This window comes from Flammeovirgaceae bacterium SG7u.111 (assembly GCA_034044135.1).
Classification (GTDB): Bacteria; Bacteroidota; Bacteroidia; order Cytophagales; family Flammeovirgaceae.
The window spans coordinates 2,786,594-2,803,983 of the sequence record CP139021.1 but is presented as its reverse complement, the minus strand read 5'-3'; the positions used below and the strand labels follow the sequence as shown (position 1 = coordinate 2,803,983).

Annotated in this window: 9 protein-coding genes; all 9 read right to left on the bottom strand. The window is 42.4% G+C overall.

What is annotated here, in order from left to right; genetic code table 11:
* Window positions 1-21: 21 nt before the first annotated feature.
* Window positions 22-1,545: a sulfatase gene (locus R9C00_10780; protein WPO37937.1), complete on the bottom strand. Its 1,524-nt coding sequence runs from the start codon at window positions 1,543-1,545 to the stop codon at window positions 22-24.
* Window positions 1,546-1,578: 33 nt separating this feature from the next.
* Window positions 1,579-3,018 carry a sulfatase gene (locus R9C00_10775; GenBank protein WPO37936.1) on the bottom strand — a complete coding sequence of 480 codons (1,440 nt, stop codon included), beginning with the start codon at window positions 3,016-3,018 and terminating at the stop codon, window positions 1,579-1,581.
* Between the two features lie 41 nt (window positions 3,019-3,059).
* Window positions 3,060-4,592, bottom strand: a complete 1,533-nt coding sequence (locus tag R9C00_10770; protein ID WPO37935.1) for a sialate O-acetylesterase — start codon at window positions 4,590-4,592, stop codon at window positions 3,060-3,062.
* 113 nt (window positions 4,593-4,705) lie between these two features.
* Window positions 4,706-7,243: a GH116 family glycosyl-hydrolase gene (locus R9C00_10765; GenBank protein ID WPO37934.1), complete on the bottom strand. Its 2,538-nt coding sequence runs from the start codon at window positions 7,241-7,243 to the stop codon at window positions 4,706-4,708.
* A gap of 84 nt (window positions 7,244-7,327) precedes the next feature.
* The gene (locus tag R9C00_10760; GenBank protein ID WPO37933.1) at window positions 7,328-9,907 is read right to left on the bottom strand and encodes a GH116 family glycosyl-hydrolase; all 2,580 of its coding nucleotides are present in this window, start codon (window positions 9,905-9,907) and stop codon (window positions 7,328-7,330) included.
* 2 nt (window positions 9,908-9,909) lie between these two features.
* Window positions 9,910-11,526 (bottom strand): arylsulfatase, encoded by a 1,617-nt coding sequence (locus tag R9C00_10755; GenBank protein ID WPO37932.1) that lies wholly within the window; start codon window positions 11,524-11,526, stop codon window positions 9,910-9,912.
* Window positions 11,527-11,788: 262 nt separating this feature from the next.
* Window positions 11,789-13,183 (bottom strand): sulfatase, encoded by a 1,395-nt coding sequence (locus R9C00_10750; protein WPO37931.1) that lies wholly within the window; start codon window positions 13,181-13,183, stop codon window positions 11,789-11,791.
* A 9-nt stretch (window positions 13,184-13,192) separates the two neighbouring features.
* Window positions 13,193-15,655, bottom strand: coding sequence for a glycoside hydrolase family 95 protein (locus R9C00_10745; GenBank protein ID WPO37930.1), 2,463 nt, complete (start codon window positions 15,653-15,655; stop codon window positions 13,193-13,195).
* A 145-nt stretch (window positions 15,656-15,800) separates the two neighbouring features.
* Entirely contained in the window at window positions 15,801-17,375 is a 1,575-nt protein-coding gene (locus R9C00_10740; protein ID WPO37929.1) for an arylsulfatase, read from the bottom strand.
* Window positions 17,376-17,390 lie beyond the last annotated feature (15 nt).

The following is a 17,390-nucleotide window of genomic DNA, read 5'->3' as shown; positions in this document are numbered from 1 at the left end:
ATAAATTATTGAAGTTGTTTTTTAAAACTTTAAACTAGAAGCAGAAGGTAGCGGTGCTTTATTTTTCTTTCGCCACTCTATAAGTTCCTCTAACAAGCTTTCAGTTAACTGTTTTCTTTCTTCTACAAGATTCGAACTTTCTTTTAGGTCATTTTCGAGGTTATACAACTCTAGCTTTTCATCGTTCAAAAACTGGATAAGTTTCCATTTTCCTTTGCGAATGATTGAACACGGAGGGTTTTTATAAGCACTTGCCAAATGCCAGAACAATGGTCGCTCCTCAATTTCATGCCCAGTAAAAATGGGAACCAGACTTCTCCCATCTAGTATTCCTTTATAATCCCGAATGTTGGCCAACTCTAGAAAAGTCGGGAAATAATCCATTCCGCATATGGGTATTTCCGAACTTCCGGGAACAATTCTTCCTTTCCAATTTACAAAAGCAGGTACACGTATCCCTCCTTCATACACTGTTCCTTTTGCACCACGCAAGGCGTTCGTATTGCTTTGCAACCCATTGAACCCATTGTCTGATGTAAATATCAGGATGGTATTCTCTCGCATCCCTTCTTTATCCAAAAAGTCGATGATACGTTGCACGTTCTCATCAATGGACGCGATCATAGTAGCATAGCCCGCAATTTCTTCAAGTCTTTTTGACCCTTGCCCCGTGACGGTATCAGGAGCTTTCGCCATAAATTTCTGTAGCCATTTGCTGTTCCTTGGAACTGTTGGGCGATGGGGTGCGTAGTAATGAAGATTCACAAAAAAAGGCTCGTTTTTATTTTTCTTAATGAAATCAATAGCCTCATTTGTTAACCGGTCGGTCAACCATTCGTCATCTTCTTTATCTTCGATAAAAGGGTTTTTGAAAGGTGCTTTGTACCCCCCACTTTCCGATTTGTAGCCATCTTGATAACCACGAGCAGGGTCACCCCACCAGCTTCCACCTACATTTTCATGAAAACCACGACCTGTTGGGTAATACTGCTTATAATTTAATTTATGATTGGCAACCCAAGATGTATCACCATTGGCTGGCTGTTTTAGCTTTTGTTCAAACGGGTACTCTAACTCTTCTTCAGGATTGGGACCCACTATGTGCCATTTGCCTAAATGAATCAGCTTGTAACCAGCCTTATTCAAGGGCTCGGCATACACCGGATGTTCGGTCCCAACCGTCCAGCGTGAAAAGATATTGTCTTGGTTATTTCCCCGCTCCAATACCGGAACCGTATAAACACCAGTCCTGAACGATTGCTTTCCTGTAAGCAAAGCTGTTCTTGAGGGCGAACAGGTTGGATACATATACGCATCACTAAAAACAAGGCTTTCTTTTGCCAGCCTATCTAGGTTAGGGGTTTCAAACCATTGGCTGCCCATAAAACCAACATCCTGCCAGCCCAAATCGTCAGCCACAATAAAAATGATATTTGGCTTTTTGTTTTGCGCTTGCAACGGTACAACAAGCATCAAAGCACTACATAAAAGAAGGAGTACCATCCTGAATCTAAGCTTTATAAGCGACTCAAACTTCATATTCATTTGCCATTTATACTTTTCGTTGGGAGTTGTATTCTATTCTTTTTCCTGAATATTTTCAAAAGGAGGGACTCTTTGCCCACTTCCAATTATATCGACATCTCCAAGCTCAGCTCGCACTCTTTCAGCTTCTCCCAATAATTCTTGCACAACTTCTGGATGCTCACCCGAAATATCGGTCAGTTCTCCCATATCAGTATCGAGGTTGAACAACAGCGGACGAGCCAAAGCCTCCAAACCTTTGCATGAAATATTTTTAAGGTTTTTCCCTTTAAATGGCTTAGCTGTCGACTTTCTGGACCAAAAAGGTTGGTCTTCCAAGGTACGAGGAAGATGCAATTTCCAGTTGCCCTTTCTCACAGCCTGAAGGTTGGTTCCATTGTAATAATACATATACTCATGAGGTGAATCCCCCTCTCCTGCCTGCAAGATTGAGTGTATATCCTCGCCGTCAATTATCCTGTCTTCAGGAAGTTCAGCATTTGCAAGCGCAGCAATGGTTGGGAACAAATCCATAGAGGAGAGCAGTGTGTTACATATACCAACGGGGTATTTCCCAGGCCATCTAACTATACAAGGGACACGAAAACCGCCCTCCATGGTACAATATTTCCCACCATTCAAAGCACCTGCCGAACCTCCAAAATGACAAATTGCCGGGCCGTTGTCAGACAAGAATACGACCATCGTATTTTCATCTAAGCCTTTGTCTTTAATTGCCGCCATCAATTGCCCTACGTAATGGTCCAGCTCTTGTACAAAGTCACCATATAAACTCCCCTTAGAGCTTCCACGAAAAGCAGCCCCAGGCTTAATTGGGGAATGAACGGAATGATATGCCAAGTAAAGAAAGAAAGGAGTTTCCTTGTTATCTTCCATGAACTGAATCGCTTTTTGTGTATAATCGCCTATAAGAGATTCAAAAGGAACGTTTTCTTTTATTACTTCCCTACCACTGTACAGGTCATCTAACTCAGGATGACTCTTGTGCCAATTGGACTGCAAGCCATAAAATTGTTGAAAACCGTGGTCGATAGGTTGCGAACCTTCTATAAAACCAAGGTGCCACTTCCCAATACACATAGTAGCATAACCTTGGTCTATAAGCAAATCCCCTATCGCAACTTCTTCTGGGTGCAAGCCATAATTTTTATGCTTTTCATTTTTTACATGTGCTACTGGAAAACCACACCTCATAGGGTAACGACCAGTAAGAAGCGATGCCCTAGAGGGACTGCAAACCGATGCTGGTACCTGAAAATCGGTAAACCGCAACCCTTCGTTTGCCATCTTATCAATATGGGGAGTGCTTACATCCTGCGCACCGTAACAGCCTAAGTCGCCATAGCCGAGGTCATCGGCAAAAATAATGAGCACGTTGGGCTTGTCCTGTGCCCACAATGTGTAATTAGCAGAACTGCAAAAAAGCAGGAAAACAACAGCTACCCTGAGGAAAGAACCGGTATTATATAACATTTTTATAAGTAACATCATTTGTTTAAGTTGGTAAAAACAGGCTATTCCTGCCAAGAATCGGTTCGAAATGGGTAAGCTGGTAGTTCACTTTCGTTGACCAAATTAACGGAAGGTTTGCCAGCAAAAGCAAAGCGAATATATTTTGGTTCTTTCACCTTGGGCGAACTCAAAATTACACGTTCACCCTCAATTGCTGCCTCTGCCAATACCCACTCTCTTGAATCATCTGATATCCAAAATCCTGACGGTGCTTTGCCATTTATAGTTTTAAGCCCATTTGCATGGTCAAAATGGACCACTAGTTTATTCCCTTGTAAATCAACACTTTTAAATACAGGACCCATAGAGGGAATATCTTGGTTAAGCGTATTTCTCGCCGCTAATAGTGCCCCTCGCTGCCCTATGGGAAGTTTATCGTTAGGGTGGATATTTTTCAAATCCCCTAAATCAATTGTATTTACTACAGAAGTATGTGGCAAATCCAGCGATGCCAATTGGGACTCTCGCATCCATGCCCAAGAAGGCTCAGTGGGACTTTCTGGGTCAATAACTTTTTTAGCTTCTGTTCCTTTACCATAGCCCGGCAGCATGATCACCATAAAATGCATCTCGTCATCTTGCCATTGCTTGCGGTAAGTCAGTATCCATTTTTTTAGAACATCCTCATAATCTTTCATCCCACATACCCGATGAAACCAATTTGTATCATCTACTTCAGGCATCCCCGATATGTATCGGGTATTACGTTCACCCTGATACCAGACCAACCCTCTGCACGCAAAAGGAATAAGCGGATACATCATGGCATTGTATAAAATATTGGGTTGGCGTCTTAAAAAGATATTCTCTTTGTTCGTCCATGTATCCGATTGCCCTATCAATTTTTTAATCTGTGTGACCCGTAAGCCGTCCGAATCAAACTCATTCATTATAGTATCAAAATGTGGCAATTCTTCCACCATAGATCTAGGCATCCACGCTTCTATGGACGAGCTGCCCCAAGAGGCTTGAATTATCCCTACGGGCACTTCAGCTAGGTTATTTAGGAAATAAGCAAATGAAAAAGCAACGGCACTTTCGGGGTGGGTTGCCTCCCACTGCCCCTGAACTTCTTCCTGCTCTTCTAATGCAACTAGGTTTTGTACATGAAAACTTCTTATATTTTTTGCCAACGGAACTAACCCCCTCACCTCTGGCGATGACGACACGCCCATTTGCATATTAGATTGGCCTGAACATATCCAGACTTCCCCTACCAAAACATCTTTTATTACAACTTGGCTTTTGCCAGATATAATCAAATCCCTTCCAGTTGCTGACGCTTCTAACGGATCTAAACGAACCATCCACTTTCCATCGGCAGCAGCTCGTGTCGTTTTTTTCTGGCTGGCAAATGTAACCGTGATTTTATCTTTTGGTGAGCTATGTCCCCAAACTGGAACAGTTTTTCCTCTTTGCAAAACCATATGGTCACCAAAAATATTAGCTGGTTTTAGGGACTGACCAAAAACCAATGCGCCACCATTGATAAGCAGCAAAAGAACAAGTTGTAGTGTAATTAGAAATTTAAGCATAGTTGGTCTATTCAATTTTTTTCAATCATTTTCTTTTACCAGAATCAAATCATTTAGCTTACTTTCCATTTTTTGAGGACTAAATGAACCTATTAAAAATATGCCTCTTTATATCATAGTTTAATACTTAATACCTCACCCGAATGAACCATTTTACCCTTCAACTTTTTAGTCCCAACATCCTCCAACGAAAAACTATCGAGCTGCAACTCCCCAGAAAGCACAGTTAATAAGACTTCCTTATTTTTAACTTCGCAAGTACCCCAACTGTAGCCATTACTCCAGAAATAAGTACCTGGCCTAGAGGTAAAACTTATCGATTTTTCAACGCCCGAATAATGGAACCCAGTAGTTGCCAAAACTCCTCCCCAGGCCATCATGCTCCGGGCATAGTGGTGCCCATACTCTGCTTCGTTAAATGGATTTCGTTTTTTACCGTCGTAACGGTTGCGAATATCCTGAATGGTTTTTATACCTTCATCTACCTGCCCTTCGTACAGCATTGCCACTGCTGCAGTATGCTCAAAACCCGTCATTACTTCTGTAAAATAAGGAAAAGGTTGCTTGGGTCTACCACCTGGATAATCTGCCATCAACAAGGCCGATTCGTTCCCATAAGCATAAGAGCGCATAAAGTTTGGGTGCTTCAGTAGGCTTTCGCGATAATTGTATTTTAGAATAGATTCATTGGTTTTAATGATGTTGCCCCTATCTGTGAGGTATCCCAACCCAAGGACATGTGCCATCACCTGCCCAATCAACTGATCGACCAAAACCCCCTCTCCTAGCTGATATTGTGGATCGTCGGCAACCAAACGCTTTTTAACTCGGATGAGGCCTTTTGCAATGCTATCTAGATGCATGGGAGGAACTATTTCCTGGATATAATATTCACCATTAAAGAGGTTTTCATCCATCCAGGCAGAGCCATTTTCGTAAAGCGCTCTACAGGTCTTAGCAAAACCTTTTTCTCCTAGGTAGCTTGCCATTTCTTCCGTGGCACGCAAAGCCCCAAGATACCAAAAACCCATCTGTGGATTAGGTCCATAATACTCCACATCCATGGTATTGTGTTGCGAACCTTCCATTATTCCATCTTTGTCAGGATCCCAGCCCTTAGGTATCCAACAGAACTCCAAGGCTTTTTTTACCATTGGCCAATTCTTCTTCAGGAACGCATCGTCACCAGACAGCTGCCATTCGCGATAATACTTCATTATGCACCCCATCTGCCCGTCTGCCGCTGCCAGCCCAAAACTCTTGGCTTTGGTTTCCAAGGGCAGATGAATGCGGTAGCACATCAGCCCTTGATCATTTGTCGCATAGCCAAACTCAATTTCACGCATATTTTGCGCTACATCTCCAAATAAGAAAGGGATGGTTTGTTCGTAATTCCATACATGCGTACAAGAACCCGACCCGCTGCCATCGTTATCTTTAATACCTTCCCAGCCCAAGTAATAACCTGATTTTGTTTTAAAAACAAGCTGTGTACGAAAGTGTGCTAAGTTAAACAAAGCAGCTTCTTTAACAATTGCTGGGATATCGCTCGTAATAAAAGCATCGACAAAAGTCTTCGTCTTTTTTTCCAATTCAGGAATTCTGGACACAGTTTGTTGTGCCACATCCCATGAGTCCTCAAATTGAGTAGCATAGTAGTTGCCCACATTCGCCTTATGTTGAAAGCCTAGGCGGTTAGGGAAATTCCATGTAATAAAAAAGCGAATATCTTTTTCTTCATTAGGCGCTAAAACCGTTTTTACCGCCAAAGAACCCATATTATTCTTTTGCCCTGAAACACGTTCTTCCAATACACCATCATCCGTATAGTCATCCCAAAACTCCAAGGTGCTGTTTCCCCACTCACCTGGCTGCCAGCAGGTGCGGTAGGAAACCTCTCCTTCACTGTTGGTGGTTAAGCTAAAAGTACCCCATTGCGAACTTTCTTTCTCTATTTCCCCATTGCCTGTATAATGAATACCTTTCAAGCCACCTTCTTCTTTATAAGCATTTATGTTTTGAAAAGCTTTCCCTTCTTTGCCATCGAAACCAATAAAGTTAGGTATGTTACCCGCCAAAGAAATGGTAATTGACTTTTTACTGGTGTTTTTCACTTTGTAACTCAATACAGCTATCGGAAGGCTGCTATCATCTGTGTTGCCCGGTATGAGTGGATTAAAAGCTCCTACGGTTACCTCAACTGGCAAATCTTTATCGCTTAACAAAACCTGCCCAAAAGGATAGGCAGTCTGAAAGGTAGTTTCTGCAAAACGAGGTAGGCCATGGTTGGGCGCTTTCGACCCATAGAAACCTTCATCAAAGTGGCTTGGTACAGGACCTTCTAATAAAAGCGCCTGCGCTTCTTTACCTTCCTCTTCCAGATAAATAGAGAAAAAAGGTGCACGGTTTATTACTTCCACACCTGCATATTTGGGGGTAAACCCTTTGGCCGGGCGGCTCATTATTTCCCAGTCTATAATGGCGCCATATCCGCTTAACGAAACCGTTCCTGTCCCAATACCTCCAACAGGCATCGCTATACGGTCAATATGTTCCTGATCGTAGGTTTTAAGCACTGGCCAATCGGAATTTTGAGCTTGCAATAGACCAATAAGCAAGGTAAATATTGTTGTCAATTTAAAGAGCTTCATTTAAAATGCATTTTTCTGTTATTATTTATAGTTAATGGTAAAAGGTACGGGCGAGATGATTACCAAATTTGGTTTCTCATCGTTTTATAATTTAATATTCAATGTTTCTGATTCATTGGTTATTTCCCCCTTCAACTTTTTTGTACCAACACCGTCCAGTGAAAAGCTATCCAGTTCTACTGAACCAGAAAGCACGTGCAGTACAGCTTCCTTTTCTTTCACTTCACAAGTGCCCCAACTGTAGCCATTGCTCCAGAAATACGTTCCGGGGCTCGATGTAAAAGACATGGATTTATCTACTGCCGAATAATGGAAGTTAGAGCTTGCCAAAACCCCAGCCCAGGCAATCATGCTTCTTGCATAATGATGCCCTGCCTCGGCTTCGTTAAAGGGACTTCTTTTTTTACCGTCATATCGGTCACGAATATTTCGGATACATTTTAAACCATTCTCGGTTTGACCTTCCTGCAACATGCCTATGGCGGCCGTATATTCGAAACCGGTCATTACCTCTGTAAAATAAGGAAATGGTTTTTCAGGTCTCTCTCCCGGATAGGCAGCCATCAACAAGGCTGATTCATCTCCCAATGCATACGAGCGATGAAAATTTGCATGCGAACTCATCTTCTCCACATAATTGTATTTCATAATGGATTCAAGGCTACTTTTAATGTTATCCTCTTTTCCCAAATACCCTAAACCAACAACATGGGCAAACATTTGGCCTACTAGCTGATCTACCAAAACACCTTTCCCTAATTGAAAATCGGGTGAGGTAAGATCAATAGCATTTTTACCACTTGCTGCCCCTATAAGAGATTCAGCAACATTGTCAACCGACATAGGAGGTTGAATGTGCTGTTCGTAATATTCCCCATTAAACAGGTTGTTGTCCATCCATTCCGATCCTTGCTCAAATAGATCATGGCAAGTCTTAGCAAATCTCTTTTCACCTAAGTAAGTTGCCATCTCCGCTGAGGCTTTTAGCGCACCCAGGTACCAGAAACCCATTTGTGGGTTAGGGCCGAAATATTCCACATCCATGGTATTGTGTTGCGAACCTTCCATTACCCCATTTTTGTCAGCATCCCATCCGCCGGGAATCCAGCAAAACTCGAGTGACTTTTTGACCATTGGCCAATGCTTTTTAAGGAACTCATCATCACCTGATAGTTGCCAGTCGCGGTAAAACTTCATAATGCAGCCCATTTGGCCATCGGCAGCTGCCTTTCCCCAAAACTGTGCAGAATCCAGTGGAAGATAAGCTCTAAAACTCATCAGCCCTTCTTCATCAGTAGCATAACCATATTCCACGTCACGCATGGTTTTAGCCAATTTTCCAAATAAAAATGCGGTGGTCTGTTCGTAGTTCCAAACGTGTGTACACGAACCAAAGCAAGAACCATGTTGGTCAAAAAGTCCTTCCCAGCCTAATAGATGCCCGCTTTTAATACGAAAAGCCAACTGGGTACGTAAATGTGCCAAATTGAACAGGGCTGATTCTTTTACTTCTTTAGGAATGTCACTATCAAGCAGAGCATTTACAAAAGTTTTTGTTTGGTTTTCTAATTCTCCCAAACGAGGATAGGTTCTAGCAACAACATCCCACGAGTCGGAATATTGAGTTGTATAATAATTGCCTACTGTGGCTTTGATGTATTTTTGAAAACCGGGTTTGTCCCAAGTCTGGCGATTAGGAAAGTGCCAAGCTATCAGAAATCGAAAATTCTTTTCTTCACCAGCCTTCAGTTTGGTCTTTACTGCTAATGAGCCCATAGGAGCATTGGCCTCATCGTTAACCCTAGGTTCTAACACACCATCTTCGCTAAAGTCATCCCAAAAATCCAACCTTTTTTTATCCCAGCGACTTGTCATCTTTTGCCAAGCCGTACGATAAGTAGTTTCACCTTCGCTTAAAGACGCAAAGCTCATCGTTCCCCAATGCTCACTCTCAGGGTCCACACCATTACTCGTATAATGTATGCCTTTTATGCCATTTTCTGTTCGATAAGAATTTACGTTTTTTATAGCCTTTCCTCTTTTACCATCAAATCCAATAAAATTCTGGATAGAACCCGAAAGAGAGATAGCAATTTCCTTATTACTGCTATTTCTTACGGTATAGTTAAGAATAACCATTGGGATACTACTGTCATCGATATTGCCAGGAATCAAGGGGTTGTAAGCCCCTACCACAACATCTACAGGGAGATCTTTGTCACTTAAAAATACTTGCCCGAAAGGATAAGCTGCTTTGAACATTGCATTAGCAAAGCGGGGCAAACCATGCTGGTTTGAACTTGCCCCCCATGCCCCTTCATAATAGGACTCATCAGGAGGGCCTTCAAGCAAACGGGTTTGTTTAACCCCGTTGCCATCTTCTATGTAAATAGCAAAAAAAGGCCCTTTTTGCTTTACCGGCCCTCTATTTTCCAAGGTAGGATTAAAGCCTTTTGCCGGCCGATTCATTATTTCCCAATCTTCTAAAGAACCACGCCCCGTCAGCGAAACCGATCCAGTTCCTATACCACCAACTGGCATCTTGATTTTTTGGATATGCTCCTGATCGTAAGTTTTAAGCACTGGCCAACTGGTGCTTTGTTGCTGGGCGGGAGCAAGCCTAGCAAGGTACATCAGGAAAATTAAAATATTGATCTTTTTCATATTTACTCCTTTTTGGATTTTCGTCTTTCCTCCAGTACTTTTTTGTGGATCCATCCCAGTTCCGGATAAGGGCCAATTTCAGCTCTATAGCTTTTTAAAATATCATCCAATTCATGCTGTATTTCGGGATACTGACCATAAACATTAATGGCTTCGTAGAGATCATTTTTCAAGTTATACAATTGTGCCGGCTGTGCATCAGGTTTTATCTTCCCATTTTCTATGTCACTGTTTGCCTGCCCGGTAAGTACAGTTGCCGCTGCCCCACCCAAATTGTGAGCGCCAATTTCTGTGCCCTGAAAACCACCTGCATCTTGGGCAGGAATATAAACCCACTCCCCTTTCCGAACAGTAAGGTGGCTTGGGCAGTTGGGTGTTATCATCAATATGTCTCGTAACGGTTCTGTAGTTTCCCCTTTTAATTCAGGTAACTGATTGATGCCATCAGGGCATTCTTCCTTACTTAAAGGTTTAGCAACGATCGCCGCAAAAGTGGCCAACAAATCTACCTGACTAATTAAGTGATTAGATTTGCTGTTAGCAGCAATTTCTGCAGGCCATTTGGCAATAAAAGGAATTCGATGCCCCCCTTCCCAAGCTCCAAATTTGAACCCCAACAGATCACCATTGAGTTGGTGCCCGGCTTTCCATGCGTCCTGGCCTCCGTGATTTAGCATCCCACCATTATCACTGGTAAAAATCACTAGGGTATTTTCGGCAACACCCATTTCTTCCAGTGATTTCACAACCTCCCCAACTATCCAATCTAGTTCATGAATAAAATCGCCATAGAGCCCACACTGACTAGTACCTTTAAATTGCGGTGCAGGCGTAAATGGATGGTGAATATTGATAGTTGCCAAATAGAGAAAGAATGGTTTATCCTTATCGTTTGAATGGATCTTTTTCATCCACGCAATAGCTTTATCCTTAAGGGTAGTTCCTACTTTTTCATCTTCATACAACAAATGCGCTTTTTCAGCACCTCCAATGGCTGTATATCCTCCTTTCGCCGGCCATTTTTGTGTTATAGATTTTTGACCTAATACAAATGGATCTGAAGGCTCATATCCTACAACATGATGATTTTCTACATAAACAAAGGGCGGTCCGCTGTTTACCATAGGAATACCATAAAAATAATCGAAGCCCAGCTCAAGTGGGCCGGGTTTCAGCGGCTTATTATAATCCGGTTTATCCACACCTAAACCCAAATGCCATTTCCCTACGCAAGCAGTTGAATAACCAGCATCCTTCAATACGCTGGCAAGGGTTATTTGCGTGGTATCAATGCTCAAGCCATCATTAATGCCTCCTAGTGCGCCCCAGAAATTGCGTCTTAATGGATAGCTTCCTGTTAGCAAACCATAACGCGAAGGGGAACACACCGCTGAAGCAGAATGAGCATCACTAAAAGAGCGCCCATCCTGTGCCAATTTGTCTATGTTTGGAGTGTGCACCTTGGTTGCCCCATAGCAACTAAGGTCGCCATACCCTAAATCATCAGCATTAATTAAGACTATATTTGGTAAGGGCGCACCATTGTCTACCGAGCAGCTTACACTAAAAACTGCAACTAAGAATGATACGAGTGCTGGCAACAAATATCCTTTGTTCATTTTACTGAAAATTCAAGTTGTACATTAGAGTTTATCACGGTCTGATTTGTATAGATTTTTTTGGTTAAAATTCAGTTTAGGCTAAAGCCAACATCGTTTTTACTTCCAAACGGGGCTTAAAAGCCCCGCCTATTGATTCTTTTATCACTAGCAACGGGCTAAAGCCCGTTGAATAACACCATACCTATTCGGCTTTAGCCAAACTATGTGCGTTATTGATAGTTGGAAATGCCTTTACTATCACAAATCGTGATAATCTCTATTATTCCTTTTGGGCTAATGGCAAGGGATTTTCCACATAAGCCGCTGGGCGTTTGTTGTTTTCAATATCTTTTTTAAATTCTTTAATGTAAGAAAGCATTTCATCGGCCATATCCTGATTCCCCTCCAAAACATTGTTCTTTTCCGAAATATCATTACCCAAATTGTAAAGTGCCATAGGGTCGTCCCCTTCCACATGTAGCTTCCATTGCCCTGTACGCACAGCCTTTAGCTCTTTGCGCTGGTGGTAGAAAAAAGCCTTGCGCGGACTTTTCTTGTTATTTACCAGCACCTCCCAAATATCCTTGCCATCAATCACCCGATCATCGGGGGCTTTGGCACCTGCTAGGTTGGCAAAAGTCGGGAGAATATCCATCGCTGTCAGCAACTCATCATTGACCTGCCCCGCCGAGATCTTTCCCGGCCAACGCATTATTGCAGGTTCGCGAACACCTCCTTCATAGGCACTCCCTTTTCTGCCCCTCAAAGGTTTAGCGCTTCCTTTTACGGGGCCATTGTCCGAGGTAAAAAACACGACGGTATTTTCATCGATCCCGTTCCGTTTCAAGGCATCCAGTACCTGCCCTACCGACCAGTCAATTTCATTTATGGCATATTTGTAAAGTTTATCCCGTGCAGCATAAGCTATATACCCCTCCTCTTTTTCTAGTTGGGATTTTATGGAGTCAGGAGCTTCTCCGAGAAAATCTGGAGAAACATATATGGGACGGTGTGGGCTGGGATGGGGAATATAAAGGAAAAATGGGTCATCTTTATTCTCTTCTATAAAGCGAACAGCTCGTTCTGTTATGCGTTTTGTAAGGTAATCGCAATCAGGATTTATTTCAATAACTTTCTCCCCTTCCAGTAGGGGTAATGGAGAAAAATTATATTTTTTATTGTTTAGATGGAAAGGGCTAATATCGTAACTGTACGGAAGGCCAAAAAACTCGTCGAACCCTTGGGTGGTGGGCAAAAACTCAGGTTGGTCACCAAGGTGCCATTTCCCAAACATACCCGTTTTATATCCTACCGATTTTAAAACTTCAGCAATGGTAATTTCATTGGGGTTAAGCCCTTTTGGATCGGCATCGAGCAAAACTGGAAAATCAACCCCTTCAGCCATATCGATTCGTGTTGGGTAAGAACCAGTCATCAGAGCCGCTCGTGAGGGAGTGCAAAGTGGAGCACCCACATAAAAACTAGTCAATCTAACCCCTTCAGCAGCCATCCTATCTAGATTTGGCGATTGGATGGTTGGTGAGCCAAAACACCCTAAATCCTGATAGCCTTGGTCATCAGTGAAAATGATTACGAAATTTGGCTTTTCATAATTCTTCTCTGAGATACATGAATTCAAAAAGAGTATACATCCTACTATTGCAATTAACCTCATAGCATTGTTTTATTCATTATTTCCCCAAACCATTGACTCATCCTTTTTCAAGGTTATCACCTCACTTAGTATCCCATTGGCAAAAACCCTGAATGCCCCACCTTTGACCGCCCGAATAGTAGCCTGCTCTAGTGTTCCGTTTTCCCATGCCATATCCACCTCAAAACCACCACGAGCCCTAAGTCCTTTTACCCCACCCTTTTGCCAAGCTGAAGGCACAGCTGGTAGTAAATGGAGGATATATGGAGCATCTGCAAGGTTTTCATCCGGCACTACTGGCAAAAATTGATTCGGGTTTTTAGTGTCTTTTTGGTAGGAAACAAAAGCTGCTTTTCCAATATCTTCTTCTTTGTTATCAATACTCCTCAAATGACTTTGCAAGAGCATTTCGCAAACTCCAGCCGCTCCCCCAAAGTTGCCATCTATTTGGAAAGGCGGATGAAAATCGAACAAGTTTGCGTATGTGCGTTTGGAAGTTAAAAACTCATAAAACTGGTGTGCCTTATCGCCATTGTGTAAGCGTGCCCAAAAGCAAGTTTTCCAAGCAGTGCTCCATCCCGTAGAAATATCACCACGGTGCTTCATAGTCACTAATGCCGCATCTGCAATCTCCTTGGTGGTCAGTGGCGAAAAATCACGCCCTGGATGCAGAGCTATCAAATGGGAAATATGGCGGTGATGATCTGTAGGCCTGTCCCAATCTTCAGGCCATTCCTGCAATTGACCATATTGTCCTATTTTTTGAGGACAAAGTTTCGGTATTATATCTTGCAAGGCCTTTCTAAACCCATCGTCTCTACCTAAAACAATAGAAGCTTCTATACAATCGGTAAAGAGATTCAAAACGATCTGCTGGTCCCAAGAAGCTCCATAAGCTTGCTTGTTCAGTTTGCCATAGTCTTCGGTCAGGTAAGTATTTTCGGGTGACCAAGTTGGGTAAACAACGAGCGAACCATCTTTCCAGGGAGCAAGAAATGCTATATAAAATTCCGCCGCCCCTTTTAATATTGGGTAAATTTCTTCCAGATAAGCCTTGTCTTTATTAAAAGCATAATGGTCGTACAAATTTTGGCAAAGCCAAGCCCCTGATTGTTGCGTACGGCGGCCATGCACGTTGGGTGCCGTAAACCCAAACACATTTCCATTAACCCCCGTAGTCCAACCCTTCTGAATACCAAAGGCTTCTTTTGCCGTATAATTCCCTGATTCGGCAAGAACTTTCAACCATTCTTTGTAAGGATGGAACGATGCGGAAAGGTTAGCAGTTTCCACCATCCAATAGTTCATTGCCACATTAATATCGTTATGATAATCAGAATTCCAAGCTGGTTTGAGGTAACCGTTCCAAAGCCCTTGCAGGTTTGAAGGAACAGGAGCTGTACGCGAACAACTCAACTGCAAATAGCGGGAATAATTAAAGTACAAATTTTCCAGCTCAAGACTCGCACCTCTTTCTACCAACTTATCCGTAGTTAGCCCAGAAGGTTTGTAGTCCAGCTCTAGCTGACAACGATCCATTAGCGAAGTGACGTCCCGAACATGGGACTTTTTCAATTTGTCATAGCCAGCCTTCATGGCTATCTCCATCGTTTTTTCACTTTCAGCCACATAATTATGCCCCTTAAAGGAGGGGTAAACCGGTAAGTAATCGGTATAAGCTGCTAGGTATATTTTCACATCGCTTGTTCCCTTAAGCTTCACAGAGCCATCCATCTGAGGCAATAATTCACCATCTTTTATATCGATTTTTACCAATTGCTGATAATGGATATTATCCAACACCATTGATACTTCCCCTGTCAATACGATGGTGTTGTTTTCTGCTTTTACGCTTTTAACCTTGTGCAAAGTACTGACCTGAATAATCAGGTCCATTTTTGCCTTTTTAGCTGTGTACCTAATGGCAATCAGGTCATTTGGGTGGCTGCAAAAATATTCACGGGTATATTGCGCATTACCAATAGTGTAACTCACAGTACCAATCCCTGTGTACGCATCCAAAGTACGGCTGTATTTCGTCACTTCTTCAAACCGATGACCTGTGGAAATGATCAAATCAGTAAAAGGAGCATAATTTCCCAAAGGCTGGGTACTGCTTAAATATTTGGTAGACATGACCTCCATACTCTGTTCTCCAATCCCATAGTTACCTTTCCTATAAGCCTCCCTTACTTTCTCAAAGTTCTTATAACCACCTAGTCTTACGCCAGATTGCCCAACTTCATCAAGTCCACGCTTGCTGTTCATCCATAGAGTAATATCATTGATTAGCAGGTGTTCTTCTTCAACCCTTCCCGAGAACATGACTCCCAGACGCCCATTTCCCAAAGGCAAAGCCTCCTGCATATAGCCCGGTTTTCTATAATCAGCCCTTTGCTCACTTGTGAATTTGCTAGCAGGCTTATCGTAACGCAACAGGAACTGTGCTTTGGCTTGGGGAAATGCAAAAGCCAATAAGAGCAATAAAAGCATCAGCTTCTCGCACTTGTTCGATATCAGATATTTAGAATCTTTAAAGCTTTTTGATAACCTAGGTTTCATTAAAAAATGGATCTGCCATTGTTAAAATTCATGGTTCTTTTTGATCTTACTTATCATACCCTGAAAAAGAGATGGGTTAATTCACAATCGGTTTAATTTGCTTCCACTCATCCATTCCATCATTTTTTTGGAATTGCCCCGAAGTACTTCTTCCGTCTAGGATAATCTTTTTGAGTGCAGCTTTCAACTCAGCAGCTTTTGCTGGGTATTCCTCTACTAGGTTGTTAGTTTCTCCTATATCTTCTTTCAAGTTATACAGCTGCATGGTTGGCAAATCCAACTCTTCCTTTTTTATATCCTGAGGCCTTGGATAACTCCAGCCCCCTGATCCGGGACAGACGCATAGCTTCCAATCACCTTGCCTAATAGCAAAAGACCCATTGATTGAATGGTGAATGATATATTCACGGATTTCATCGTCATTTTCACCGGTTATCAGCGGCAACATGCTGTAGCTATCCTCCGCTTCGGAATCGGGCAATTGGTAACCGGTAAGTTCGGCACAGGTAGCAAAAAAGTCAGTGGTACAGATTATTTTGCCAGAGCTAGTATTTTTCAATGCCTTGGCAGGCCATTCTACAATAAACGGCACTCGGTGTCCCCCTTCAAAAATATCTGCCTTTGTTCCTCTAAATTGATAGCTTGGATCGTGGTTTACTTTGGCAAGTTCTTCAAAATCGGCTTTGGGAGAACATCCGTTATCGCTGGTAAATACCAAAAGTGTATTTTCTGAAATACCCTTTTGCTTGAGTACTTCCCTAATTTGGCGTACAACGTCGTCAACCTGCATCACAAAATCGCCATACATGTTTGTGTTGCTTTTTCCTAAAAACTCTGTTGTAGGCAGAATTGGCGTATGCGGCGCAGGCAAAGGGAAATACAAAAAGAACGGAGGCTCTTCACCTGCCTTCTGATTGATAAACTCAACAGCTTTATCCGTCAAATCCTGCAAGACCTCAGCGTGAACAAAATCATCGGAAGTAAGTCCTTTTCTCCAAATCCCCTTCTCGTCAACAGAAACTGTGGTTTTTGTGGGGGCCATAGTTGGTTTATCATTCTCAACATACACATAGGGCGCCATATCAAGCGATCCGCAAAAGCCAAACGAATAATCGAAACCATGCGTTGATGGACCATTCTTTATTGGAGCGGTAAAGTCTACTTTGGGTTTTGCATTTAGGCCATTGATATTTTTTTCGGCTCCTTCATTTTCGAAAGCCCAATCCCAACCTATATGCCACTTGCCAATATAAGCCGTGTAATACCCTTGCGCTTTAAGCATTTCAGCAATAGTAGTTCGCTCCTGTTTTATAAGTGACTTTGAATAACCACTTAACACAGAACTTTTTAACGCTGACCGCCAATTATAACGCCCCGTTAAAATCCCGTAGCGGGTTGGTGTACATACCGCTGACGAAGTATGTGCATCGGTGAACATGACGCCACCTTGAGCCATTTTATCGAGGTTTGGGGTAGGTATTTTTCCTTCTGGGTTAAAACATTTCAGATCACCATACCCTAAATCATCTGCCAGGATATAAATAATATTTGGATAGCTCTGTTCTCTTTTGTTTTCTTGCGCACTTGTAAAAGAGCTATTTGAAAGAAGAAAAATGCTTGTTAAAAAAAGGAATAGGTTAGAATATTTCATGTGTACAAAATTTAA